This is a genomic window from Fictibacillus iocasae, from assembly GCF_042665465.1.
GTDB lineage: Bacteria > Bacillota > Bacilli > Bacillales > Fictibacillaceae > Fictibacillus > Fictibacillus iocasae.
In genome coordinates this window covers 89692-115731 of sequence record NZ_JBHTCP010000048.1, presented here as the reverse complement: position 1 = coordinate 115731, position 26040 = coordinate 89692, and the positions used below count along the sequence as shown (strand labels likewise).

Here is a 26040-nt window from a genome sequence, read left to right as displayed (position 1 = left end):
ACATCGGGGCGTTTTCATATGTATGCGTATTAGTTCTTTCCAGGGCGGTCATTGTAGCCCGCTGTAAAGATGGCAGTTAAGAACGTAAGCATGACAAGCAGTATGAGAATAAAGCTCATTTTACCGTCCTCCTTTTGCATAAGTCTTTCCTTGTATCCTTTTTTTACACTATAGGAAATATACCTTTTTTGCAACGATGATTTATTGACGTGGCAAAAAGTTAAAGTCCATAGTATAAGTGCAACTAAGGCTGACGAGTCAACCAAGTTTTCTTTATTATAAAGGAAAAAGAAAGCGCTGTGAATCTAAAATGAGTATAATGAGGACAGGATTTATGCAGAAAGGGGTACATCATCTGTTTTGAAGAAGAATGTATACATCACCGGGTACTTGCCGCTGTTTTCCATCATCCTGTTCAGCAGCGCATTTGCCATACATATTGAAAGACTGCTAATTAGTAAACTGAAATTTTTCGGCGTTTATCAAGGGATGCGGGAACTGTTCTCCGCCCAGACGATTCACCTTTCAGCGGGCTTCTGTCTGTTTCTCCTGTTCTTCATGACCTTCGCGGCGCTCAAGCTGCTGTCAGACTCATGTATGCAGCTTGGGTTGTTTTTCTTTTCTATGGATAAAGAGGGCGATACCCTTCGACTGACGAGGCAGGGAGGCTGGATATTCTTTGGCGGCGCGATGGCAGCCGTCGTGCTGAACTTCAGCCTCACCATCATCCTTATACTTTTCGCAGCATCAGCGCTCGTCTATTTCTTTTACTTCCTGCTAAAAGCAAGTACGTATATGAACTCTGTGAACATTATGGGAATGGTGTTTTTGCAGCTGTTCTTCTGGGCCGCATTCGGCTTGGTGACCGCCTATACCGTCGTCAGGCTGTATAACGCGCTCATGGCCGGAATCGCCTCATAACCTTAAGTTGAAATGGACATTTACCGGTTATGAGCGAAGGACATGACATCGCGCCATATGCCGATCTGCGGCTGTATGCCCTCTACAAAGCGGATGGAAGCAGGCTGATCACGACCGATCCAGACACCGGCCGTATACCGGTCGGTTAAACCGACGAACCATAAGTCGTTTACATTATTCGTTGTTCCCGTTTTGCCTCCGATATAAGATGATCCGGCAAACGAAGCACGGCGAGCTGTACCAGACGACACAACCATGCTGAGCAATGCTCTCATCTTCTCATTCGTGTCCGGCCTCCATACAGGAGTGCTGGACTTTTTCCATTGATAGAGAACTTGGCCATCTCTTGATTTCACCGAACGTATGGCGTGAGGAGCCGTATAGATGCCATTGGATGCATACGTGCTATAAGCCGAAGTCAATTCCAGCGGTGAAAAGCCGAACTCAAAACCGCCTAACGCAGCCGGCAGACGATGATCATTGGTAGAGATGCCGCCAAAGTGAAACGGCTCCAAATAATTAAACGATTGTTTAACACCCGTCGTTTGTAAAAGGCGGACAGCTGGTGTGTTCACGGAAAATGCCAGAGCTTGGCTCAGCGGCATGCGGCCATACACCGCGCCTCCATAATTTTGCGGACAATAGCCGTTGTTACAGAAGGGCCCTGCATTGATTAATGTGCCTCCGCTTGCTTTGAACGTATCAATATATGGCGTATACACCAGAAGTGGCTTAATCGCCGAACCTGGCTGACGCCGGCTTTCATAGGCACGGTTAAAGTCTGTATAGTTGGATTTCTTGCCGCCTGACAGAGCAATGATTTCATGCTGTTTGTGATCGACAACAGCGACCGCGCCTTCCACCTCTTGATAAGGCAGCCGGTTGACAAGTGACTGTTCTGCTTTTGCTTGTAACGAAGGATCCAGTGCGGTTTCAATGACAATTCCTTCACCGATGAGCCGTTCCGTTTCCTTGCTCAATGCTTTTCCTTTGAGCTCTGGTCGACTATCGGCTAGCAGCTGCTGAAACTCATCTCTCACGTAAGCGGCAAACCCGGGAAAGCTTCTATAAGGCAGATTCTGCTGTACCTCGATTTTTTCTTGCCACGCAGCGGCATGCTCTGCGTGCTTAATATTCTTCTGTTCTAGCATCTTATCTAAAATCCACTTTTGCCGTTTCTTTGTGTTCTCCAGCTTTGTCACAGGATTATAGAGGGAGGGGTTATTCGGTATAGAGGCGAGCAGGGCGGTTTCACCGAGTGTGAGCTCACTGGCACGCTTGCCCAAGTAATAACGGCTCGCTGTTTCAATGCCATATACACCGTTCTGAAAATAGATCGTGTTCACGTACAGCTCCAGAATTTTTTCCTTGCTGAGCGTTTTTTCAATCTGATAGGAGATCAACAGCTCCTTCAGCTTCCGGTCATAGGTCTGGTCATGATTGAGAAACATGTTTCGTGCGAGCTGCTGTGTAATGGTGCTCGCGCCTTCCTGGATACCGCCGCCTTTCAGATTTGTAACCAGGGCGCGTGCGATCGCCTTACCATCAATGCCATGGTGTGTGAGGAAATCCTGATCCTCTGTGGCTATAAAGCTCTGAATCACTCTTTTAGGTATCTGTTCATACGCAATGTAAATTCTGTTCTCTGTTCCCCTAAATTCGAAGAACACGTTGCCGCTGCTGTCCAAGGCTGTGCTGTTCTTTTCCAGCGGATAGCGGGAAACATCTGCGATGGAACGCACCGTCTGATCAATGGGGGTGTAGCGTTGTATTTCCTGTTTTAATCCTATACATGCAAGCGCCACAATTCCGAGCAGAAAAAGGGACGCAGCAAAACCGAACAAACGACTCATGATGCACCTCTAGCGTGTTAAAAGTTGATGTATGCCTATTTTACCATGCAGGCTCGCATGGGAAGGAAATAATCTCCTTATCTGAAAATAATGTTTCGACCGAATGATTACGGACATCCTCGCATAGAGTAGATTAACACTTGATGGAGCCAAAAAATCAAGGGAGGTACTCATGGATATTTTATCGAAAATACAATCGCACCGTGAGGAGGAGCAGCGTCTTGTCTGGGAAGGTACTTTTGCCGAGTATCTAGATATCTTAAAAGAGCGGCCGCATGTCGCCCAATCAGCACACTCCCGCGTATATAACATGATCAAAGACGCTGGCATTGATAACTCTAACGGTCAGAAGAAGTATCAATTTTTCGACAACCAGATTTTTGGATTGGAAGAAGCGATTGAACGCCTTGTAGAAGAATACTTTCATCCCGCAGCAAAGCGTCTGGATGTACGCAAACGGATTCTTCTGCTCATGGGGCCAGTCTCTGGCGGTAAATCAACTCTCGTGACCATGCTGAAAAGAGGCCTCGAGCAATATTCCAAGACAGAGAGCGGAGCGGTGTATGCCATTAAAGGCTGCCCGATGCATGAAGACCCGCTGCATTTGATCCCGCATCACTTAAGACAGGACTTCTTTGAAGAATATGGCGTCCGTATCGAAGGAAGCTTATCGCCGCTGAACACGATGAGGCTCGAGAAAGAATATGGCAACCGCATTGAAGATGTCGTCGTGGAACGGATTTTCTTTTCAGAGGATAAACGAACCGGAATTGGAACGTTCAGTCCGTCCGACCCGAAGTCTCAGGATATCGCCGACTTGACTGGAAGCATCGATTTCTCGACGATCGCCGAATATGGTTCAGAGTCCGATCCGCGCGCCTACCGCTTTGACGGCGAACTAAACAAAGCGAACCGTGGGATGATGGAGTTTCAGGAAATGCTCAAGTGTGATGAAAAATTCTTATGGCACTTATTATCTCTTACGCAAGAAGGCAACTTTAAGGCTGGCCGATTCGCGTTGATCTCAGCCGACGAATTGATCGTAGCGCATACGAACGAAGCCGAATACCGCTCATTTATCGCGAACAAAAAGAATGAGGCCCTTCATTCCCGTATCATTGTCATGGCCGTCCCATACAACCTCAGAGTTTCTGAAGAAGAACGCATTTATGAGAAGATGATTCAGTCCAGTGACATGTCACACGTCCACATTGCGCCGCATGCGCTGCGTGTTGCCGCTATTTTCTCTATTTTAACGAGACTGAAGGATTCGAAAAAACAGGGCATGGATTTACTGAAGAAGATGAGGCTGTACGATGGTGAAATCGTGGAAGGCTTTAACCATGTGGATTTGGAAGAGCTGAAGCGAGAGTTTGCGGATGAGGGAATGAGCGGAATCGATCCGCGTTATATTATCAACCGCATTTCATCCACGATCATCCGTAAAGAAATTCCGTCGATTAACGCGCTCGATGTGCTGCGGTCCCTCAAGGACGGTCTGGATCACCATGCCTCCATCTCGAAGGAAGACAAAGAACGCTACGTCAATTTTATTTCTGTCGCACGCAAAGAATACGATGAAATCGCGAAAAAAGAAGTCCAGAAAGCGTTCGTATATTCGTATGAAGAATCCGCCATCACACTCATGGACAATTATTTGGATAATGTGGAAGCGTACTGCAACAAAAACAAGCTGCGCGATCCGCTGACAGGCGAGGAGATGAGCCCTGACGAAAAGCTGATGCGTTCGATTGAAGAGCAGATCGGCATTTCAGAAAACGCAAAAAAAGCGTTCCGTGAAGAAATCCTCATTCGAATCTCGGCTTATGCAAGAAAAGGGAAGAAGTTCAACTACCAGTCTCATGAACGCCTTCGTGAAGCGATCCAGAAAAAGCTTTTCGCTGACCTGAAGGATGTGGTGAAGATCACGACATCATCCAAAACGCCAGATGAGTCTCAGCTGAAGAAGATTAACGAAGTCATCGCGCGTCTCGTTGACGAACACGGCTACAATACGACAAGTGCCAATGAGCTGCTAAGGTATGTCGGAAGCCTCCTTAACCGATAATAGTGATACCAGCATACCTGGATGAAGCAAGGCATCCGGGTATGCTTTTTCTGACGATTCTGAAACAGACAGGTTGTATTTCAGTGCTTTACAATGGTAAATTGATACTAAAGAGATAGGTAAAGGAAGTGACTTCATGAGCTCTCGCACCGAAAAAAATGGACTGGTTGATTGGATTAAAGCGATTGGCATCGCCCTCATTCTGGCGATCGTGATCAAAAAATTTCTATTTGAACAATATGTGGTGTATGGCGAGTCCATGATGCCAACAATCGAGAACGGAAACCGCTTGATCGTGAACAAGATCGGCTATGAAATCACAGAGCCGAAACGATTCGATTTGATCGTCTTTCATGCCAACGAATCAGAAGACTATATTAAACGGGTGATCGGACTGCCTGGCGAACATATCGCTTACCGCAATGATCAATTATATATTAATTACAAGCCAGTACCCGAACCCTATTTAGCGGATTATAAAAAACAAATACCAAACAGCAACCTGACCGGGGACTTCACCCTCGAAGAAATTACGGGCGGCCTGAAGAAGATTCCTGAAGGCCAGATTCTGGTTCTCGGTGATAACCGTCTGCACAGCCAGGACAGCCGGCACATCGGCCTCGTAAAGGTGAAGGACGTCATTGGCGAAGCCAACATCCGCTACTGGCCGGTTGACGAAATGAAGGTGTTCACCGGTTTGGAACAGCCCAAATAGGGGAAACTACAGGGCAAGAGGTGATTCCCTGTGAAAAAAGACGGCAAAGATCAAGATAAACGCGAAAACGGCTCCATGGCCTCAACCTTCGAGGAAATGAAAGAGCACGGCAAAATAATGGAGCACGTATCCTCCAATGAACAAGTGAAAAAAAGCGGCAAAACCCCTGACCCCCAGCAGCTCGAACACGACCAAGACGATAACTAGCTCCATTCCGCCTATGCGGAATGGGGTTTTTGTCTGTTTTGGGGTGGGTAAGCTGGGCTGCGGCCGCGTTCGACACCGTTGCGGGCGAGATGCGGTTCCGCGCGGCTGAGCAGAAGGGAGCTGCGGGCGAGGTTCAGCCGAGCGCGGGCGACATAACAAGTTCGCGGGTAACATTCCGTTATATGGAAAAATCAGATTGTTGCTTAATCTTATATTTAATACTGTTTCCCTTGCCTTCAATTGGATACTGCATCTCTTTTAGCAATCTTTTTGTAATGGAAGCTGATTCTAAATGCAGTAACTCCTTAGCTTGTCTATTGGTGATATGAGCATCAATCAAAAGCCCATAATCCTGAAATGCTGCTTTATGTGCTGTTGCATTAAAACAACAGCAATGTTCACAAAACCATTTGCCAAAGGTTCTTCTCATGGGCAGATGTAAACAAATGGGACATTGAACACCAGATAGAATGTCAGTGCTTTTTAGTTTGTAATGTTCTAAGGCGTTGGGAGAAGGTTCGGTGTGAAATTTTAGAAGTTGATAGGTCAATTTTTTGAGTTCTTTGTCAGTAAGAAGCTCAGATTTATACTTTTTTGAAAGATCCTGAATTTTTAATGGGAGAATTCTTTTTCGTATTACTTTTAACCGTAATGAAGGATTGTAGGTATCGGAAAAGGTGATAATCGTTTGGGGGTTCGTGAACACAACAATGGATTCTACCGGAAGTGTCCATTTCATCTGTTCTAACCATTTGCGGAAATGACTTTCTTGTATCATCACTTGATTTATTGGATCAGGAAAGCACTCTTCCGTTCCATCCTTCTTATATCGGATCATCTGGTCATACAAATCAAAGTAAACTTTTCCTGAGATATTTTTCACTTCCATAATGAGGGCGAATGATTTGGTTATGAAACACACATCTGTTTGGAAGAAGTAATTTTGATTATTTGTCAGTCTGATATCGAATAAAGAGGTGTGACTGTTTTTTGGCAACATATTGAGTTCATACAATAAAGAAACTTCGCCTTTATAACCTGCTTTAAGCCTTCCGAAATCATCTTCAATAACTGGCCATTGAGGAAAATATTTAGCGGTTCTTCTGTAAAGTGCAGCAGTTTGGAGCAATTTTATCCCCGGAGAAGGCTGCTTAATGATCACTTTTGTCCCCTCCCATCTTTTCATCACCCTAACATGAAAATAAATAATGGTCTAACCAAGATAATAGCGATTATGATGTGAAAAACTTTACTTTTTCTTAGTTCGTTTAGAGGATATGGTCAAAATGAAAACGAAAAGAAAGATTTTTTTAGAAAAGGGCATTTTTATAAATGCCGCGGCGAATTCGACCTCGAAGTAGCTGACATCAGGTTATGAGCAGCTGACTTTCTAACATTCACGGGCGAGTTAAAAATAGAATCGGCTGGAAAACGAAATACGCAGGCAACATTCCGATATATGTAAATTCCAAGCCGTTATAGGGAAGAGAGAAAACACCACGACCCTCACTTATTCTTACTAAAATAAAGCAATTCTCCAGCTCTCCTGCATATCATAGAGTAACCAACCCTTTTTCGGACAACAATTATGGCCTGAGGGTGGTCAAAAATAGGCAGCAATGCTGCGCTGGGGGGAAACCCAATGAGTGATTCATCTAAAAATAACTTCGTCGTCTCCCAGGAAAACTGGTCCCTCCACCGGAAAGGCTATCAAGATCATCAAAGGCATATGGACAAAGTGCAGGAAGCGATTAAGAACAACTTGCCGGATTTAATTAGTGAGGAGAACATTATCCTTTCAAACGGGAAGGACGTTATCAAGATTCCGATCCGTTCTCTCGACGAATACAAAATCCGATACAACTATGAAAAGAATAAGCACGTAGGCCAAGGTGATGGAGACAGCCAGGTGGGGGATGTGGTGGCACGTGATGGACGTGCGGCACAGAACGGGCCAGGCAAAGGGAAAGGTCCGGCTGGTGATAAACCAGGATCTGATTATGCAGAAGCAGAAGTGTCGATTGCCGAGCTTCAGGAAATGCTCTTCAAGGAACTGGAGCTGCCTGATCTTAAGCAAAAAGAACAAGACAACATTACCGTAGAAAAAATTGAGTTCAATGACATTCGGCGCACCGGCTTAATGGGGAACGTCGACAAAAAGAAAACCATCCTGAGCGCCTTCAAACGGAACGCACTCGAAGGACGGCCAGGGGTTGCGCCAATCTATAACGATGACCTCCGCTTTAAAACGTGGAATGAGGTAACGAAGCCTGAATCCAAAGCCGTTGTCCTAGCGATGATGGACACGTCCGGTTCAATGGGAATATGGGAAAAGTACATGGCTCGAAGCTTCTTTTTCTGGATGACCCGCTTTCTCAGGTCCAAATATGAGACGGTCGATATCGAGTTCATCGCGCACCATACCGAAGCGAAGGTCGTACCAGAAGATGAGTTCTTTAACAAAGGCGAGAGCGGCGGGACGATCTGTTCGTCCGCTTACCGTAAGGCGCTTGAACTGATTGAAACAAAATACAATTCATCCCGCTATAATATCTATCCATTCCATTTTTCAGACGGTGACAACCTGACAAGCGACAACGCCCGCTGCGTCAAGCTTGTGGAGCAGATTATGGAGCATACGAATATGTTCGGATATGGCGAGGTTAACGCATATAACCGCCATTCGACTTTAATGAGTGTGTATAAAAACTTAGACGATCCGAAATTCCAATATTACATCCTTAAAGAAAAAGCCGACGTGTACCACTCGATGAAGCATTTCTTTAAGAAAAAAGTTCCGTTATAAACGCTGCCGTATTGGGGTCCTGGCATTTCGGGGTCCGGTACACACTCACTGAAGTCCTGTAATCATCGGCATGGTTGTCTGCACGTACCGGACCCCCAAAAGCTCCCAAAAATATGCACCTAAAAAGAGCAAAATCCGCATCCATGTATTGGATGGCGGATTTTGCTCTTTTTTACATATAACTAAAGAAACGAACGGCCGAGAGGAGCTGGCAAAGTGAGTGGTATGAGATTAAAAAAGGTGGCGGTCTGGCTGTGCTTAGCTATTGCGGTCGTTTCCTTTTCGCCTAAAGAGGCCAGCGCAGCGTGGTTTGAGCCTCTTAGCATTCATTTTATTGATGTCGGACAGGCAGACAGCATACTCGTCAGGGCGCCGAACGGGGAGAATATGCTGATCGATGGTGGAGATGAAAGTGATGCAGATACGGTGATTAACTATTTAAAAAAAGAGGGCATCACGCACTTGGATATAGTCGTGGCGACGCATCCGCATCATGATCATATCGGTTCGCTCGATGATGTTATCAAAGCCTTTCCAGTGAGCACTGTATACATGCCGAATCTTCCGTATGACACGAAATATTACCATGACTTGTTCCGAAATATAAGTGAAAAACAGATTCCGGTCGAGCGAGCGAAATCAGGTGTTACGTTTCGAATGGGCTTTGCGGTGAAGGTCGAAATGCTGGCTCCGCGAGCTGCGTATTACAAATACATCAATGATTATTCAGCGGTTATCAAGATCACCCATGGGCGAAACGATTTTCTTTTAATGGCTGATGCGGGTGTGGAGGAAGAACGGGAACTGCTGCTGAAGAAAAAAGACAAAATACAGGCAGATGTGATCAAAATTGGCCACCATGGCGCGAATTCCGGGTCGACAATGGCATTTCTGAAGAAAGTAAAGCCCCATACAGCCGTCATCTCAGTAGGCAAGAATAATCCCTATCATTTTCCGTCAAAGGAAGTGCTGTTTCGTCTTGAAAAGCAAAATGCGACAGTATATCGGACAGATGAGCTAGGGTCGATCATCGCGATCTCGAATGGAAAAAAAATCTCCTTCAAAACAGATGGAATCAAGTAGGCAGAGAAACGCTCTGCCTATTTCTTGCGCTTTTTGTTACTTCACGCAACAATAATAGAGAAACCTAATAGGAGGGGAACCGATGATAAAAGCACTCATTTTTGATTTTGACGGCACGATATTAGATACAGAATCACAGGAATATCAAGCTTTAAAAGAAATTTTTGAAGAGCATGGCTGTGAGCTGCCCCTTGATGTGTGGGGAAAATGCATCGGTACTGCGAATGTATTTGATCCGTATGAATATTTGGAGGAACAATATAAACAGCCGATTAAGCATGATGAATTACGGGAAAAGAGAATGAAGAGGTCGCATTCCCTCATTCTGGAGCAGGAAGCTTTGCCAGGTGTAGTTGCCTATTTGGAAGCGGCAAAGGAATTAGGCTTGAAAATCGGCCTCGCATCCAGCTCCACCAGAAGCTGGGTCACGGGCCATCTAGAGCGGATCGGTCTGCTTCATTATTTTGAAACGATTAAGACGGCTGACGATGTGGATGAAGTGAAGCCGAATCCAGCCCTATATCTTGAAGCCGCTCAAGCTCTTGGCGTTAAGTCAGAGGAAGCAGTTGCGTTTGAGGATTCTGTAAACGGAGCTAAAGCGGCAAAAGCGGCGGGCATGTTCTGCGTGGCAATTCCGAACCCTGTAACGAGGCATATGAATTTTGATGGTACGGACCTCGTGCTAGAGTCGCTTGCCCAAAAAGAGTTAAGTGACTTATTGCATTCATTGAACAACTAATAGATACAGCATTTCCATTGTAAAAGGAGTGGCAAACGTGAGCGATTTAGATGTATCGAAATTCGAAAAAAAGATAGAACTGAGGAATATTGAATTTGAGGATATTGATGAAATTCTGGCGCTGCAGAAGCTGTGTTTTCCCAATACGATGGAGCCATGGGTAAGAAGCCAGCTGGAAAGCCACCTGCGCATTTTTCCGGAAGGGCAGTTCTGTGTCACGTATGAAGGGAAAATCATTGGCAGCTGCTCGAGCCTGATTGTCAATTTTGACGAATATGACGACAATCATACGTGGGACGAAATCACGGATAAAGGGTATATCACGAACCATGATCCCGAAGGCTTTAACCTGTATGGCATCGAAGTGATGGTTCATCCGGAATACAGGCGCATGAAGATCGGGAAACGCTTGTATGAGGCACGCAAAGAGCTTGCTGAGCAGTTGAACTTAAAGAGCATCATTCTCGGCGGAAGGATTCCGAACTATCATAAGCACGCTGACGAAATGACGCCGAGAGAGTACGTGAAAGAAGTAATATCACACAATATTTATGATCCGGTGCTGACGTTTCAGCTGATGAACGGTTTTACGGTCATGCGCATTAACAAGCGCTATCTTCCGGACGATAAGCAGTCAGATGCGTATGCAACGTTAATGGAATGGAACAACGTGGATTATATACCGAGCAACACGAAACGCCATTTTAAAACGAGCGAGCCTGTCCGAATTACGGCCATCCAATATATGATGAAAACGATCAGTTCCTTTGAAGAGTTCGCCACACAGGTTGAATATTATACAGACGTGGCGGCTGATCAAGGTTCCGATTTTGCCGTATTTCCGGAACTGCTCACCACACAGCTGCTCTCATTTGTGGAGGAGAAGAGCCCGAGCCAGGCGATACGAAAGCTGACAGAATTCACCGAGCAGTATATTGAACTTTTCACGAAGCTGGCTGTTCGTTACGATGTGAATATCATCGGCGGATCGCACTTTATAGAAGAAGAAGGCAACATCTATAACGTGGCCTATTTGTTCAGACGAGACGGTACTATTGAGAAGCAGGACAAGCTCCACATAACACCGAACGAGAGAAAGTGGTGGGGCATCAGTCCAGGTGACAAAGTAAGGGTGTTCGACACGGATTGCGGGAAAATCGCCATCCTGATCTGCTATGACATTGAGTTTCCTGAACTTCCGCGAATTGCGGCGGATATGGGAGCGAAAATCATCTTTACGCCATTTTGTACGGAGGATCGTCAAGGCTACATCCGTGTGCGATATTGTTCACAGGCACGTGCAATTGAAAATGAGATCTACACGGTGATTGCTGGTACGGTCGGGAACCTTTCACAGGTGGAGAACATGGACATTCAGTATGCTCAGTCTGGCATTTTCACCCCTTCTGATTTTGCCTTCCCTCGAGATGGGATAGTGGGAGAATGTCATCCGAATATTGAAACGGTGGTAGTTGGGGATGTGGATCTGGAAATATTACGCCGCCAGAGAAAAACAGGAAGTGTCACACCATTGCGCGATCGACGACTGGACTTGTATCGTGTGGTGCAAAAGGATAAGAGCCAAGCCGGCAGAGACTGACAAAGTCTCCCGGCTTTTTTCTTGCCTGCTCACTATTTTCCGGGAAATAAGGAGGGTATTCGACGGCATGTTTTATTTTAATGCTTTAACTATTATAATAAAAAGGTATTTTATGCAGGATGTGCTCGTTTTAAGGAAGGAAATAACCGCTCATTACCGAATACTTACATAAAAATACAGTACATCAAGAGGAGGAGAACAATGGCTTGGAAAGAAATTTACGGGAAATGGAAGGCAGAGGCAGCGCTTGATGCCGAGGTGAAATCCTGGCTGGAAGAGGCTTCTCAAAACGAAACCACATTGGAAGATTGCTTTTATAAGTCGCTTGAGTTTGGAACAGGCGGTATGCGCGGGGAAATTGGCCCTGGAACAAACCGGATGAACCTTTACACAGTAAGAAAAGCATCTCTTGGTCTGGCAAATTTCATTAAAGAGCAGGGAGAGGAAGCGGCAAATCGTGGAGTAGCGATTGCCTATGATTCGCGTTTCAAATCGCCAGAATTCGCGATGGAAGCAGCGAGAACACTCGCTTCAAACGGAGTGAAAGCCTTTGTATTTGATGATTTGCGCCCAACACCTGAACTTTCATTTGCGGTCCGTTTTCTTCATGCCTATGGCGGGATCGTCATCACAGCAAGCCATAATCCTCCTGAGTACAACGGATACAAAGTGTACGGACCAGATGGCGGCCAGCTTCCGCCTCTTGAAGCAGATATGGTGATCAGCAAAGTGAATGAAGTGGAAAACGAGCTTTCCATTTCGGTTCGTTCTGAGGAAGAGCTTAAGCAGGAAAAGATGATCGTAATGATTGGTCAGGAAATGGACGAAGCGTATTTAAATGAACTTATGACCATCAGCTTGAATCCTGATATCAATAAAGAAATGCACGATATGAGCATCGTTTTTACACCGCTTCATGGTACGGCTAATCTTCCTGTGAGAGAAGGGCTGAAGCGGCTCGGCTTTACGAATGTAACAGTGGTGAAGGAACAGGAGCTTCCTGATTCGCAGTTTTCGACGGTGAAGTCACCAAACCCTGAGGAGCATGCTGCGTTTGAGCTCGCGATTTCCTATGGCGAAAAGCTTGGAGCGGACCTGTTAATGGCTACTGATCCAGATGCCGATCGGGTGGGGATCGCGCTGAAAAATGCTGAAGGGACCTATTCCGTCTTAACAGGAAACCAGACTGGAGCGTTAATGCTGGAATATATTCTTTCTGAACGCAAGCGCCAAGGCATTCTTCCTGAAAACGGCATCGTGCTTAAGACGATCGTAACGTCTGAGCTCGGGCGCAAGATTGCGCAGCACTATGGCATGGCGGCTGAAGATACGTTAACCGGCTTTAAATTCATAGGCGAAAAAATGAAAGAATACGAAGAGACAGGACAGCACACATTCCTCTTTGGTTATGAAGAGAGCTACGGGTCGCTGATTGGGAGCTTTGTGCGAGATAAGGATGCGGTTCAAGCATGCTTGCTCGCAGCTGAGATAGCTGCTTTTTATAAAAAACAAGGCAAGACATTGAACGATGCGATGAACGAGATATACGAAAAGTACGGCTATTTTGTAGAAGGACTGGAGTCTCTGACACTAAAAGGAAAAGCGGGAGCGGAACAGATCCAAGCCCTCTTGTCAGAGTTTAGAGTGGAGCCGCCAACAGAAGCTGCTGGCACAGCGGTCATTGCCGTAGAGGATTATCAGACGCAAGTGCGAGTGGACTCTTTAAAAGGGGATCGAAGCGCGCTCAATCTGCCTGTTTCTAACGTCTTAAAGTATTTCCTCGCAGATGGTTCATGGTTCTGCATCCGTCCATCCGGCACAGAGCCGAAAGTGAAGTTTTATTTTGGCGTAGAGGCGAAGACACGAGAAGAAAGCGACATTCAGCTTCAGGCATTGCGAAAGTCTGTTATGGCGATCGTGCAAAATAAGATGGGAAGCGCAGTATAATGGATGAGAAAAAGAAGGTAGTGTTAACCGCCGCCTTCTTTTTCTGTCTTTTGTATACTTGTTTGACAATGTGGAGAAAATAAGATAATATACCCCTATAGGTATACAGAGCGAGGTGCTAATGAATGGAATATACGCAAGAAATGAAAAATCGACTGCGCAGAATTGAAGGTCAGATACGCGGAGTGCTGCGTATGCTAGAAGAAGAAAAAGACTGTAAGGATGTTATCACCCAGCTGTCTGCTTCTAGAACAGCAATTGACCGCACAATCGGGCTAATTGTTGGAACGAACCTTGAGCAATGTTTGCGTGTCCAATTGGAAAAAGGCGAAGACACGAACACGGATTTTGTAAAAGAAGCCGTTAATTTACTGGTAAAAAGCCGATAAGAATCTGTCGAAGCAATGAGGTTGACAGATTTTCTTTTACTCGTTAATATACCCCTATTGGTATATTAGGCTATGTGAGAGAGAAAAGATAACTATTTTTTTAACCTCATAAATACCCCGTTAGGTATTTATGAGATGGAAAGAAGTTAGGAGAAAAGTTTTTTATCAAAGGAAACGAAATAATACCATGGGAGGTAATAGAGAATGATTAAAGTGGATCAAACACTAGATTGTAAGGGGTTGTCATGCCCGATGCCGATCGTTCGAACGAAAAAAGCGTTCGATCGAATGCAAGCAGGCCAGGTGATTGAGGTTCAGGCAACAGATAGAGGATCGCTAGCTGATATTCAAGGATGGGCGCGAAATACAGGTCATCAGTACCTTGGCACAGATACAGTTGGTGATGTTCTGAAACATTACTTGCGAAAATCGGATCCTAGTGAGGTAAAAGAAACAACAAAATTCCCTCATGTCATACAAAATGAAGAACTTGCTCAAAACCTGCCTGACAACGAAAACAGCGTTGTACTGGATGTGAGGGAACCTGCAGAGTTTGCGTTCAAACGTATACCTGGTGCCGTATCTATCCCGCTTGGTGAGCTAGAAGCGAGAATTCAGGAAATCGATAAAAATAAAGAAGTCTTTGTCATTTGCCGCACAGGAAGCAGAAGTGATATGGCTTCTCAGCTTTTATCAGAGAATGGTTTTAAGAATGTGAGAAACGTAATTCCGGGAATGTTGGAGTGGAATGGGCCAGTTGAAAAAGATTAATTTTTTTAGAAAAAAATATACCTATGGAGGTATTGTTAACATGATTACACCAATGAGTGCTAAAGATGTTGCATCCAAAGTATTAGACGGAGAATTGTTCATCCTTGATGTGCGAAACGAAAGTGATTATTCTGATTGGAAGATTGAAGGGAAAGGCGTTCAATCGATCAACCGGCCATATTTTGATCTTATAGACGGTGTTGATGATCTATTAGAATTACTTCCAAAAGGAAAGGAAGTACTCGTAGCATGTGCGAAAGAAGGCTCATCCCAAATGGTAGCAGAAATGCTCGATGATGCAGGCGTACAGGATGTGTACTATCTTGAAGGCGGCATGAAAGCATGGAGCGAGTATTTAAAGCCTGTTAAAGTAGGCGATTTAAAGGATGGCGGCTCAATCTACCAATTTAACCGCATCGGTAAAGGATGCTTGTCTTATCTTGTTGAATCTGACGGTGAAGCAGCAATCATTGATACGGCAAGAATGAAGGATGCTTATGTGGATTTTGCAAAAGAAAACAACCTGACGATTAAGCACTTGATCGACACGCACCTTCACGCAGATCATATTTCTGGCGGCCGTAAGCTTGCTGAAGAAGCAAACGGTACGTACTGGCTGCCGGAAAAAGATGCTGGCGAAGTAACGTTTGATTATGAAAAGCTGGAAGATGGAAAAGATATCGTGGTTGGAAGCACGAAAATTGCCATTCAGCCGCTTTACAGCCCTGGGCACACGATTGGAAGCACAAGCTTGATCGTTAATGATCAATATTTGCTGTCAGGTGACATTTTGTTCGTTGATTCCTTCGGACGCCCTGACCTTGCGGGTAAAGCGGAAGATTGGGTGGGCGACCTTCGAAACACTCTTTACAACAAGTATAACGAGCTTTCCAAGGATCTAATCGTCCTTCCTGCACACTTTGGCAAGATGAGCGAGATCGATGAGAATGGCGTGGTTCAAGCGAGGTTAGGAGTACTATTTCAGGAGAATGAAGGCTTGAAGATCGAAAGTGAAGAGACGTTCCGCAAGGCGGTTACAGAAAATCTTCCACCGCAGCCGAACGCCTATCAAGAAATTCGCCAGACGAATATGGGACGCATCAGCCCTAACGAAGACGAACAGCGCGAGATGGAAATCGGTCCGAACCGTTGTGCTATTACGGAATAAGACACATAAAAAAACAACAAAACTAAGGAGGTAATTTATCATGAATTCAACACAAGTTCTTGATGCAAAAGGGTTATCATGTCCAATGCCAATCGTTAAGACGAAAAAGGTGATGGATACGCTGAACAGCGGAGATATTTTAGAGGTGCATGCAACAGATAAAGGAGCAGTGAATGACTTAGCGGCTTGGTCGAAATCTTCTGGTCATGAACTGCTTGACCATAAAGAAGAAGATGGCGTATTCAAGTTTTGGATTAAAAAAGGCTAACGATTATAGGGTGGAGGGTATGTGAATGCCCTCCATTTTTCCAAAAATAATAAATACCCATAGGTGTATGGGTAAGGGGAGTGCAGATAAATGGAACAACAAAATAAATCAACAATGGTTGTGTTTTCAGGTGATCTTGACAAAGCGATGGCGAGCTTCATTATTGCAACAGGAGCGGCTGCAATGGGAAAACAAGTTACTATGTTTTTCACGTTCTGGGGATTGAACATCCTTCGCAAAAACGAATATGTGAAAGTCGAAAAATCATTCATGGATAAATTATTCGCTAAAATGCTTCCAAGAGGGCCAGAGAAGCTTGGCATTTCCAAAATGAACATGGGCGGACTTGGTGCGAAGTTCATGAAGAGCACGATGAAAAAGAAGAATATCGTAACACTGAAAGAATTAATTGAAACGGCTCAAGATCTCGATGTTAAGATGGTGGCTTGTACGATGTCAATGGATGTCATGGGGATCACGAAAGAAGAATTAATAGACGGTCTCGATTATGCAGGCGTTGCATCTTATTTAGCAGATGCAGATGAATCTAAGATTAACTTGTTTATCTAGTTCTTATTGTAAAAGAAAGAGGTGAATAATTTTGGACATCGGATTTATTTTCACGATATTTTTAATTGGATTGATCGGTTCATTTATATCAGGAATGGTTGGAATTGGCGGATCCATTATTAAGTATCCGATGCTGCTTTATATTCCCGTCATGCTTGGATATACAGCATACTCTGCTCATGAAGTTTCAGGCATTAGTGCGGTGCAGGTTTTTTTTGCAACAATTGGCGGAGTCTGGGCTTACCGAAAGGGCGGATACTTGAATAAAGCACTGATTATTTATATGGGCTCCGCAATACTGATGGGAAGCTTACTTGGAGGATTAGGTTCCAAGGTGATGTCAGGAGGGCAGATTAACACTGTATACGCGGTGCTGGCTACGATTGCCGCTATTATGATGTTCGTTCCAAAAAAAGGAATCGATGACATTCCGCTTGATCAAGTGACATTCAATAAATGGCTTGCCGCAGTGCTGGCATTCATTGTTGGTGTGGCTGCAGGGGTGGTAGGAGCCGCTGGTGCATTTATTCTCGTACCTATCATGCTTGTGGTGTTGAAAATTCCGACACGTATGACGATTGCAACATCATTGGCCATCACGTTTATATCTTCCATTGGTGCGACTGTAGGTAAAATTACAACAGGTCAGGTGCTGTTATGGCCCGCCGTGATTATGGTCGTGGCGAGTCTGATTGCGTCTCCGCTCGGTGCGAACTTCGGCAAAAAGGTGAATACAAAAGTGCTGCAATACATCCTAGCAGGGTTGATTGTCGCCACTTCCATTAAAATTTGGATAGATATTTTAGGGTGAGTTTAAACCGATAATCAGACAGTTTTTCATCTCGTTGATTCGGGTAAAGAAAAAAGAATGCAATCGAAGGAGGGTTTCTGATGTTTCATTATACAGTTGAAACAACGATGAGTATTCAGGATGCAGCCAGCGTGTTGGAGGATGTTTTAAAGGAGCAAAAATTCGGAGTCCTATGGCAGTTTAATGTAAAAGAAAAGCTCCAAGAGAAAGGCCTCGAATTTAATGAGGATTATCTCATCCTTGAAGTGTGTAACCCGCAGGAAGCAAAGGAAGTGCTCTCCATTAATAAAAGGATTGGCTATTTCCTTCCTTGTAAAATCGTTTTGTACCGTGAGGGCGGGGTGACAAAGATCGGGATGCCAAAGCCTACTGAGTTTATTAAGCTTATTGAAGATGAGCGCCTTCATAATAAAGCAAAAGAAATCGAACAGCGTCTGATGGCCTGTCTAGAGAAAAGCGCTAATGTAATGCAGTAAAAACGATTCGGGGTCCGGTACCTATGCATAGGTACCGGACCCCGTTTGAATGATTCCCATTAATAAATTTTAATCTGCCGAATAAGGGTAAGGCTCATCGTAGCGAATCCTACAGCGAGTATGGTCACGAGAGAATAAAACAAGATGCCTTCGCCCAGTATATAAAGTCCGGCGATGATCACGAGTGCATCAATGAAAAAAATCACCATCCCGACATTGATCGACAGCCACCGTGAAATGAATAACGCGATCAAGTCCGTCCCACCTGTGCTCGTTTCATGCCGAAGCATGATGCCGATGCCAGTGCCGATCAGCAATCCGCCAATCACAGAGCTCTCCATAATAGGAATCTCCATAACGCCTTTTAGTGGTTCAAGTAAATCAATGACGATAGAAGAGACCAGCATGCCGTGCAGGCTATTGATGAAATAAGACCTCTCCAGCTTCCAAGCTAATAGATAAATAGGAAGACTCAAGCAAATGATTGTAAGCCCGGCTTTAATGCCCCATACGTAATTAACGAGCAGGCTGATTCCGATCATCCCTCCGTCAAGCAGGTGAAAGGGCAGAATAAACGCATTGATACCGAATCCAATGAAAAAGCTTCCAAGAAAAATAGCCATTGTCTTCTTGAGCATAGGCATCATCCTCATTCATCATGTACCTAAAATGTATGCTCGGGCAGGCTTGTTTAGTCTTTCAAAAACGAAGTGACATCCAGTTAACATAAGTTGTACCGGACCCCATATACCAAATAAAAAACAAGCTAACTTTGCTGTCAGCTTGTTTTGTCGTCGATGGTGTCAGCATCAACGTTTTTGAGTGTGAATTTTTCTCTCAATCGAGTAATGATGTCTTCCGCTTCTTCATATTCTGTGTCGCTGTTAAACGTATGTTCAAAATATAGGCTGTCATCTGTGCATTCAATCAGAAGCTTCATTTTCAGTTCAACAGGAGGCTGCGGTGCATCCTCGTCCGCGAATATAACTCCCCCTGGCAATTTCTCGTTTTGAGCAAGCAGCATCGTTCCACTGCTTTTGTTGTCTGACCATTGCTCGATCTCTTCTAAGGATTCCGCTCTCTTCAACCTCAACACTCCTCTCATGGCATACATACAGAGAGTTTCCCCGTCGTCTCTTTAAATTAAACAAGTGTTTAAGAAGTTTATTTCATGAAAATGGGTAATCACCCTGTCCAAAGAGGGACCGGCTGCATCTACTGTAGTATCATCGGTTATCAAGCCGCAAGGAAGGAAGTTACGTTTAGCTTATGAATTTCAGACGACAGGCCCGCCGCTTTATAGACAGGCAAGTCGAGGTTGATACGGTGAATGAGACATATGTAGGACGCCTGGCAAAAGTCGAATACGACGTCATTCTTTTATGCATCTGCCACAAGGGCCAGAATCACCTCATCATCATTCGAATTGACGAAATCGTTGCCCTATCCGCGGTGTGAAAAAAAAGAGCCGATTGCATGAGTTAACTGCATGCAATCGGCTCTTTTCTATAGGCGGGGTCCGGTACGTTTTATGGAAGATCCCGCATTATAGCGGATGATTAATAAAACGTACCGGACCCCGGTTTTGGCTTGGTTATTTCTTCGTGAATCCAAGCTGGATAGGCTTTGGCGGAGCGCAGCAGAGGGACAGGTCAAGGGCATCTCCCGCTGATTCGAATTCGCTGTCTTCTTTTGTAAAGAAGATCTCCCAAGCGTTTCCGTCCGGATCGTACACCCATACCTTATCCTGCACGGCGTAGCAGCACGTCGTATTCATCTCGTCTACCAAAAGCAAACCCGATTCTCTCAGACGGTCACCCATCTTCAAAACGTCTTCGGTATTGTCCACCTGAAAACCGAGGTGGTTCAGCACTCCTTTTTCTTGAAAAGGACGCACGTTCAGCGAAAAGTGAAGTGCTGGTGAATCCAGCTCGAACTTAGCGTAATTCTCTTTTACTTTCGTCGGCTCAGTGCCGAAGAGGCTCTTATAAAAGGTCAAAGACTTCTCCAAATCGGTGCAGTTAATCGCAACATGCATTCTTGTAATCATCTTAATGTCCTCCTAATCATTGATTTTATGACGTGATGACCAGCAGCCATACGTACAGTCCACAGAGCGTGATGAAAAGGGTGGGGATCGTCAGGATGATACCGGTCTTAAAGTACTGTCCCCACGAGATTTTTACACCTTTCTTCGATAGAACGTGAAGCCAAAGCAATGTGGCAAGTGAACCGATCGGGGTGATCTTCGGACCAAGATCAGAACCGATAACATTCGAGTAAATCAACGCTTCACGAACCACGCCGCTCGTGTTTGTCCCTTGTATGGCAAGCGCATCAATCATAACTGTCGGCAAATTGTTCATAACCGAAGAAAGAAGAGCAGCGATAAAGCCCATCGCAATCGTGGCGGCAAACAATCCGTGTGAAGCGGTCATCTCGATTAAATCTCCGAGCACATCTGTCAGTCTGGCATTTCGCAATCCGTACACCACGACATACATACCGATAGAAAACACAACCACAGTCCACGGTGCATCGCGTACGACTTTCTTCGTCTGAATGACCGGACTTTTCCTAGCTGCATAAATAAAGACAGCCGCCGCCAATCCAGCAATGAAAGACACCGGTACGTGTAATGTTTCGCTTACTAAATACCCTAATAGCAGAACAGCAAGGATGATCCACGACAATTGAAACAGCTTCCCGTCACGTATCGCGTCAGCCGGTTCTTTAAGCTGTGACAAGTCATAATCAGAAGGAATGTCTTTTCTAAAATATAAATAAAGGACAAGCAGACTCGCCCCTAGTGAAAAGAAGTTCGGTACAATCATTCGGCTCGCGTATTCGACAAAGCCGATGCCGAAAAAGTCCGCAGACACGATGTTGACCAAATTGGAGATAACGAGCGGAAGTGACGTCGTGTCAGCGATAAATCCGCTTGCCATTACAAACGGAAGGATCATCGAATCGTTAAATTTGAGCGCACGCACTTGTGCGAGTACAATCGGCGTCAAAATAACCGCCGCTCCGTCGTTTGCGAAGAATGCAGAGACGGCAGCACCAAGTAAAATCACATACAAAAACATTTTCCTGCCGCTGCCGCCAGCAAGCCTTGCCATATGTAATGCCGCCCATTCGAAAAATCCAATCTCATCTAAAATAATCGAGATCAAAATAATGGCGACAAACGTCAGTGTTGCGTTCCAGACAATTCCTGTCACGGCTCGTACATCCGCGCCGTCCACTACGCCAAGAATCATCGCTGCAATCGCTCCAATTGAGGCAGACCAGCCGATCGAAAGTCCCCGCGGCTGCCAGATCACAAAGATGATCGTAATGATAAAGACGGCAAAGGCGAGAAGTGCCATGCTATTCATGTGTGTAAAATTCCCCCTGTTGTTTCTCTAGCTGCAGCAAACCTTCATGCCTGAGTGTTTCAAATGCTCAATTTCAGCACTCATATCGGGCAGTGCATTCAAATTCTCTTGAATAAACGGATACATCTCCCCATCAATGGAATAAAAAATCCACTGGCTGCTGCGTCGTTCCTTCACGAGCTTTGCCTGTTTCAGTTTTCGTAAATGCTGTGAAATGCTCGGCTGTGTCATCTTTAAAATCTCAACAAGTTCACACACACAGAGCTCCTCGTGACGCAGCAATGCCAATATTTTAAGCCGTGTTTTATCTGCCATTGCTTTATAGCATTCTGATAGCTGCTCAAGCTCCATCCCATCCACCTCCGATGTTCAGTTTTTACCAGTATATCATCACATATTGATATAAGTATATTCTTATATTATGATTTATAGGAAGAACCAATCGTTATAGGGAGGACATACACCATGGCAAAACCAATACTTTACTTTCTTTGCACAGGCAACTCTTGCCGATCACAAATGGCGGAAGGGTTCGGACATAAATACTTAGGCAATCAATACGAGGTGTATTCAGCCGGAATCGAAGCGCACGGTATGAACCCGAACGCGGTGAAGGCGATGAATGAGGTCAATATTGACATAACCAATCAAACTTCTGATGTCATTGATCCGGAGCTGTTAAACAAAGCGGATTTTGTTGTGACGCTTTGCGGCCATGCGGATGAAGTATGTCCTGCAACACCTGCAACAAAAAGGCGCGAACATTGGGGATTTGATGACCCGGCAGGAAAAGAGTGGAGCGAGTTTCAGCGTGTGCGGGACGAGATTGGCGCCCGAATTAAACTGTTTGCGGAAACAGGCAAGTAAAAACAAGCAGAAGAGGCGAACACAAGTTCAATCGTGTTTGGCCTCTTTTTTTACTCATAACTTTCAGCCCATTCGTTCACCTTATACAGAGAGGTGAAAAAGAATGTACCGTAATTTTTTTATTCTGATAGTGCTAACTTTTTTCATGTTCCCAAGGGAAGCTATGGCAGTTGAGCATAAAGCGGCGTTTATCCGTCATGATGGTCTATGGATGAAAATAGGCGCAAACGAGTATCAACTTGTGCGTGAAAAAGGTCTTCATCAGCCATCCTGGTCGTATGATGGCAGCATGATCAGCTACCGTGACAGCGGTGAAAAGCTTTGGGTGTATAACACGTTAACGAAGAACGCCCAGCACGTCTATCATTCTTCCGTCACGCTGCCGAAATGGTCACCAACAGAAAACACGATCGCGTTTCAAGCAAATCACACGCTGAACATAAGAAACATGGACAAAAAGACAACTCCATTTCAATACGTTTCCGGCGGCGCGGATCAATACGCCTGGATTCCCGATGGTACGGGATTCGTCGTATCGTCAGACGCTGACCTGACGCCAATCGGCTGGACACAGGTAAAGCTGTACAATGTTCCGAAAAAACCACAGACAAAGGCTCGACTGCTTCATACTCTACCGCCTGAGAGCGACACCTTTTTCGCTATAGGAACAACTTCTTTTTTCTTTTCCAAAAGTGAGCGCTGGCTGGCGTTTATCGCTTGTCCGACAGCGTCATATTCGGCCGATACGAATTTTCTTTCTGTTTTTTCCTTGAACGAAGATAAGTTAAAAGTGGCTGGAAAAATGCTCGCAAAACCCGATTGGATGAAATGGCATCCTGCCGCAAACAAGCTGGCCTTTATTGAGGGAGAAGGAAGGCTATCTTCTGAAAATAAAAAGCTGGCTATTTATCAAACAGATAATAATGAAAAAAGAAAACTCACACCATTAGGCTTGGCAGACGGCGATTTCACATGGAATTCAGACACGACAATTGTCGTGTCTCGAGCAAAAGAGAGCGGCTGGAATGAAGAGCCTAACAATCGGTATCTTGTGCAGGTGAATGTTATGACAAATACACAAACTGAACTAACTTCATCGGATTCCAGCTTTTCTGCTCACTCGCCTGTTACCTTAAGTGACGGAACCTTGGCTTATGAACGGTCATCGTCCAACAGCCATGACATTATACTGAATGAATCGAACGGACCTTACGTCTGGATAACGAACATCACCGCATCCCAATGGGCGATCTTTGGGATGCGGTGATGTCACGGAAATGGAGGTAGAGCTAGAGGGAACTCCGACCACGATACATTGATGCTCGCATCAGCAGGATTGCCGAATGAGTTCGTGAGGAGGATGAAGAATTTGTTGCCCGGCGGCACGATAAAACGGCCCTCATAATCAATGATGGCGATGCCACCGATTCCGGATTGAACGAACGTGTTAATCAACTGGCCGCCTGAAATCGGATTGCGATTCGTTATGGTAAAGCGGCAGTTCGTTAAGCTCGGCCGCGGATAGCCTGCCACACTGTTAACGGCTGTAATCGGATCGCCGCCAACGACGAGATCCGCATTAAAATATAGAGCAAGAATGGTATTTTCTTCTGTGCCGGCTGCGACCCTCTCAATAGAAAGCGTATCAGGCGAATTAGCTGGATTTAAGATTTCTATCGCAGCGAAGCCATTACCTGGGACTTCAATCTGTGCTGTAGATAAAACAAAAAATCGTCCTGCGCGAGCGGCTCCTGTAGCTTCTGACACGCTGATGCTCGGATCTTCTAAAGAGTTTAAGACACGGACCGTGACCGGGTTATCGGCATCGTTATTGACGACCTCAACGAACTGAGGGTTTTCTCGCGTATTACCTGCAGGCTCTCGCACTTCTTCTGTTACAAGCCGGTGGGCTGCGACAAGCAGATTCTCATTGTTTTTTCCCCAAATCGATACTTCAAGAGTGGAGCCTGCCTCTCCTCCAGTATCGACAACAAACTCGTACCCATCAATATTGGCGAAATATTCCTTAATAATGGATTCGTTCGGTCCCACTGAAAAGGCTTCAATCGCATACAGCTTTCGCGTTCCCCGCAGCACATACCCTTCTACTCTGGCTGTCGCATACAGCGATGTCGGATTGACAATGCGGACAACAACGGAAACCGTCGGCCGCATCGTACCATCCTGTTTATTTTCAATAGGCCCTGTTGAAAAGACGGTCATACCACTTCACCTCCGTTTCATCTTCATCTTTTAAGGAAAAGGCGGCAAGGCAAGCGGAAACTCAGACCATGTAACATTCACACTCGCGTTGGAAACACCGCCAGATGAATTGGTCAGCAGGATAAAAAAGTTGTTTCCGGGAGGCACGATAAATCGACCTTCATAATCAATGATCTCGATCCCGCCAATACCGGACTGAACAAACGTATTGATTAATTGACCTTCTGTTATAGGGTCTGTAGTTGTAACGGTAAATCGGCATTCTGTATTGCTCGGTCGGGGATATCCAGCCACTGAGTTTACCGGAACGATAGGAGTTCCGCCGACCACGAGTGTCGCGTCAAAGTATAAAGCAATAATCGTATTTTGAGCGGTGCCGGCTGATACCCGTTCAATGGAAAGCGTATCAGGAGAATCAGAAGGGTTCAGAATTTCAATCGCGGCAAAGCCGTTGCCGAACAGCTGAATCTGACTTGTTGATAAGGCAAAAAAGCGGCCCGATCTAGCTGCAGCAGTCGACTGCGTTACTCCGACACTTGGATCCTCAAACGAATTCAGCACCCTAACGGTCACTGGGTTTTCAGCGCTGTTGTTGACGACCTCCACGAATTGCGGGTTGTCTGGAGAGTTCCCAGCCTGCTGGCGATTTTCCTCTGTTACCAAGCGGTGGGATGCTGTCAAAAGATTGGCCGCGTTCTTCCCCCATACGGAGACTTCCAGATCTTCAGCACCTTCTCCTGATGTTTGAACAACAAATTCATATCCGTCCAATTCGGCGAAATATTCTTTTGTGATCGACTCCTGCGGTCCGATTGAAAAAGATTCAACCGCATATAGTTCCCGAGTTCCTTTTAGGACATATCCGTCCACTCTTGCTGCTGCATAAAATGAGCTTTGATTGACGATTCGAACAACGACCCGAACGGTTTCGCGCAGCCCGTCAGCTTCTTTGTTTTCAATAGGGCCTGTAGAAAAAACAGCCATTCTACCACCTCATCTTCTCAGGTAAAAAGCTTCTTTATTGGCATATGCTTTGGCCGTTTGTAGAGTGACTGACAGATGTACAACGGCATTTATTTATCATCTTTTTATACCTATGCGCAACAGAAAAAAAGAAGTATACGTGTATTCCTTTTTCATCATGTTTCATGAAATGGCAACTTGGCTCATAAAATGAA

The 26040-nt window shown here is 45.2% G+C and carries 28 protein-coding genes; 19 read left to right on the top strand and 9 right to left on the bottom strand.

All coding sequences use genetic code 11. The features are described 5' to 3' along the window. Nucleotides 1-360: 360 nt before the first annotated feature. Nucleotides 361-921, top strand: coding sequence for a DUF5366 family protein (locus ACFQPF_RS14995; RefSeq protein WP_379750525.1), 561 nt, complete (start codon nt 361-363; stop codon nt 919-921). A gap of 20 nt (nt 922-941) precedes the next feature. On the opposite strand, the gene ACFQPF_RS14990 is transcribed toward ACFQPF_RS14995, so the two are convergent. Continuing rightward, nucleotides 942-2774, bottom strand: coding sequence for a transglycosylase domain-containing protein (locus tag ACFQPF_RS14990; protein WP_379750524.1), 1833 nt, complete (start codon nt 2772-2774; stop codon nt 942-944). Between the two features lie 172 nt (nt 2775-2946). On the opposite strand from ACFQPF_RS14990, the gene ACFQPF_RS14985 reads away from it, so the two are divergent. The 3 genes from ACFQPF_RS14985 (at nt 2947) to ACFQPF_RS14975 (ending at nt 5764) form a co-directional block, all read left to right on the top strand. Beyond that, nucleotides 2947-4842, top strand: coding sequence for a PrkA family serine protein kinase (locus ACFQPF_RS14985; RefSeq protein WP_379750523.1), 1896 nt, complete (start codon nt 2947-2949; stop codon nt 4840-4842). A gap of 136 nt (nt 4843-4978) precedes the next feature. Next, entirely contained in the window at nt 4979-5557 is a 579-nt protein-coding gene (gene lepB, locus ACFQPF_RS14980) for a signal peptidase I (protein ID WP_379750521.1), read from the top strand. Between the two features lie 30 nt (nt 5558-5587). After that, nucleotides 5588-5764, top strand: coding sequence for a hypothetical protein (locus ACFQPF_RS14975; protein ID WP_379750520.1), 177 nt, complete (start codon nt 5588-5590; stop codon nt 5762-5764). 178 nt (nt 5765-5942) lie between these two features. Here the strand turns inward: ACFQPF_RS14975 and ACFQPF_RS14970 are convergent, their stop codons facing one another. After that, a complete protein-coding gene (locus ACFQPF_RS14970; protein ID WP_379750519.1) occupies nt 5943-6926 on the bottom strand; it encodes a nuclease-related domain-containing protein in 984 nt (327 codons plus the stop codon). Between the two features lie 480 nt (nt 6927-7406). On the opposite strand from ACFQPF_RS14970, the gene yhbH reads away from it, so the two are divergent. From yhbH to ACFQPF_RS14910, 12 genes are all read left to right on the top strand, one after another. Then, nucleotides 7407-8570 (top strand): sporulation protein YhbH, encoded by a 1164-nt coding sequence (yhbH, locus tag ACFQPF_RS14965; protein ID WP_379750518.1) that lies wholly within the window; start codon nt 7407-7409, stop codon nt 8568-8570. Nucleotides 8571-8795: 225 nt separating this feature from the next. Then, entirely contained in the window at nt 8796-9653 is an 858-nt protein-coding gene (locus ACFQPF_RS14960) for a ComEC/Rec2 family competence protein (protein ID WP_379750536.1), read from the top strand. An 82-nt stretch (nt 9654-9735) separates the two neighbouring features. Next, on the top strand, nt 9736-10392 hold the full coding sequence (locus tag ACFQPF_RS14955; RefSeq protein ID WP_379750517.1) for an HAD family hydrolase: 657 nt from the start codon (nt 9736-9738) through the stop codon (nt 10390-10392). Between the two features lie 37 nt (nt 10393-10429). Next, nucleotides 10430-11992: a GNAT family N-acetyltransferase gene (locus ACFQPF_RS14950; RefSeq protein ID WP_379750516.1), complete on the top strand. Its 1563-nt coding sequence runs from the start codon at nt 10430-10432 to the stop codon at nt 11990-11992. 201 nt (nt 11993-12193) lie between these two features. Continuing rightward, the gene (locus ACFQPF_RS14945) at nt 12194-13939 is read left to right on the top strand and encodes a phospho-sugar mutase (RefSeq protein ID WP_379750515.1); all 1746 of its coding nucleotides are present in this window, start codon (nt 12194-12196) and stop codon (nt 13937-13939) included. A 125-nt stretch (nt 13940-14064) separates the two neighbouring features. Then, nucleotides 14065-14328 carry a metal-sensitive transcriptional regulator gene (locus ACFQPF_RS14940; protein ID WP_379750514.1) on the top strand — a complete coding sequence of 88 codons (264 nt, stop codon included), beginning with the start codon at nt 14065-14067 and terminating at the stop codon, nt 14326-14328. Nucleotides 14329-14532: 204 nt separating this feature from the next. Next, nucleotides 14533-15099: a sulfurtransferase TusA family protein gene (locus tag ACFQPF_RS14935; protein WP_379750513.1), complete on the top strand. Its 567-nt coding sequence runs from the start codon at nt 14533-14535 to the stop codon at nt 15097-15099. Nucleotides 15100-15139: 40 nt separating this feature from the next. Further along, nucleotides 15140-16267 carry an MBL fold metallo-hydrolase gene (locus tag ACFQPF_RS14930; protein WP_379750512.1) on the top strand — a complete coding sequence of 376 codons (1128 nt, stop codon included), beginning with the start codon at nt 15140-15142 and terminating at the stop codon, nt 16265-16267. A 40-nt stretch (nt 16268-16307) separates the two neighbouring features. After that, the gene (locus ACFQPF_RS14925) at nt 16308-16535 is read left to right on the top strand and encodes a sulfurtransferase TusA family protein (RefSeq protein WP_379750511.1); all 228 of its coding nucleotides are present in this window, start codon (nt 16308-16310) and stop codon (nt 16533-16535) included. A gap of 90 nt (nt 16536-16625) precedes the next feature. After that, the gene (locus tag ACFQPF_RS14920; RefSeq protein ID WP_379750510.1) at nt 16626-17105 is read left to right on the top strand and encodes a DsrE/DsrF/DrsH-like family protein; all 480 of its coding nucleotides are present in this window, start codon (nt 16626-16628) and stop codon (nt 17103-17105) included. Nucleotides 17106-17136: 31 nt separating this feature from the next. After that, the gene (locus tag ACFQPF_RS14915) at nt 17137-17916 is read left to right on the top strand and encodes a sulfite exporter TauE/SafE family protein (RefSeq protein WP_379750509.1); all 780 of its coding nucleotides are present in this window, start codon (nt 17137-17139) and stop codon (nt 17914-17916) included. 80 nt (nt 17917-17996) lie between these two features. Continuing rightward, complete coding sequence (locus ACFQPF_RS14910; protein ID WP_379750508.1) at nt 17997-18392, top strand: DUF302 domain-containing protein; 396 nt, start codon at nt 17997-17999, stop codon at nt 18390-18392. A 59-nt stretch (nt 18393-18451) separates the two neighbouring features. Here the strand turns inward: ACFQPF_RS14910 and ACFQPF_RS14905 are convergent, their stop codons facing one another. Then, nucleotides 18452-19030 (bottom strand): YitT family protein, encoded by a 579-nt coding sequence (locus tag ACFQPF_RS14905; protein WP_379750507.1) that lies wholly within the window; start codon nt 19028-19030, stop codon nt 18452-18454. 140 nt (nt 19031-19170) lie between these two features. Continuing rightward, nucleotides 19171-19479 carry a hypothetical protein gene (locus ACFQPF_RS14900; RefSeq protein ID WP_379750506.1) on the bottom strand — a complete coding sequence of 103 codons (309 nt, stop codon included), beginning with the start codon at nt 19477-19479 and terminating at the stop codon, nt 19171-19173. 182 nt (nt 19480-19661) lie between these two features. Between ACFQPF_RS14900 and ACFQPF_RS14895 the strand changes: the two genes are divergently transcribed. Then, nucleotides 19662-19850 (top strand): hypothetical protein, encoded by a 189-nt coding sequence (locus ACFQPF_RS14895; protein WP_379750505.1) that lies wholly within the window; start codon nt 19662-19664, stop codon nt 19848-19850. Nucleotides 19851-19986: 136 nt separating this feature from the next. Here ACFQPF_RS14895 and ACFQPF_RS14890 read toward each other — a convergent pair whose 3' ends face one another. Genes ACFQPF_RS14890 through ACFQPF_RS14880 form a run of 3 tightly spaced genes read right to left on the bottom strand, consistent with a single transcriptional unit; the run spans nt 19987 to nt 22123 of the window. Continuing rightward, on the bottom strand, nt 19987-20442 hold the full coding sequence (locus tag ACFQPF_RS14890; RefSeq protein WP_379750504.1) for an ArsI/CadI family heavy metal resistance metalloenzyme: 456 nt from the start codon (nt 20440-20442) through the stop codon (nt 19987-19989). Between the two features lie 25 nt (nt 20443-20467). Then, nucleotides 20468-21763, bottom strand: a complete 1296-nt coding sequence (locus ACFQPF_RS14885; RefSeq protein ID WP_379750535.1) for an arsenic transporter — start codon at nt 21761-21763, stop codon at nt 20468-20470. Between the two features lie 36 nt (nt 21764-21799). Beyond that, complete coding sequence (locus ACFQPF_RS14880; protein ID WP_379750503.1) at nt 21800-22123, bottom strand: ArsR/SmtB family transcription factor; 324 nt, start codon at nt 22121-22123, stop codon at nt 21800-21802. Between the two features lie 114 nt (nt 22124-22237). Between ACFQPF_RS14880 and arsC the strand changes: the two genes are divergently transcribed. Both arsC and ACFQPF_RS14870 read left to right on the top strand, forming a co-directional pair. Then, on the top strand, nt 22238-22639 hold the full coding sequence (gene arsC, locus ACFQPF_RS14875) for an arsenate reductase (thioredoxin) (protein WP_379750502.1): 402 nt from the start codon (nt 22238-22240) through the stop codon (nt 22637-22639). Between the two features lie 163 nt (nt 22640-22802). Next, nucleotides 22803-23906, top strand: coding sequence for a TolB family protein (locus ACFQPF_RS14870; protein WP_379750501.1), 1104 nt, complete (start codon nt 22803-22805; stop codon nt 23904-23906). A gap of 2 nt (nt 23907-23908) precedes the next feature. On the opposite strand, the gene ACFQPF_RS14865 is transcribed toward ACFQPF_RS14870, so the two are convergent. Together ACFQPF_RS14865 and ACFQPF_RS14860 are read right to left on the bottom strand one after the other, a co-directional pair. Then, nucleotides 23909-24862: a hypothetical protein gene (locus tag ACFQPF_RS14865; protein WP_379750500.1), complete on the bottom strand. Its 954-nt coding sequence runs from the start codon at nt 24860-24862 to the stop codon at nt 23909-23911. 30 nt (nt 24863-24892) lie between these two features. Then, complete coding sequence (locus tag ACFQPF_RS14860; protein WP_379750499.1) at nt 24893-25846, bottom strand: hypothetical protein; 954 nt, start codon at nt 25844-25846, stop codon at nt 24893-24895. Nucleotides 25847-26040 lie beyond the last annotated feature (194 nt).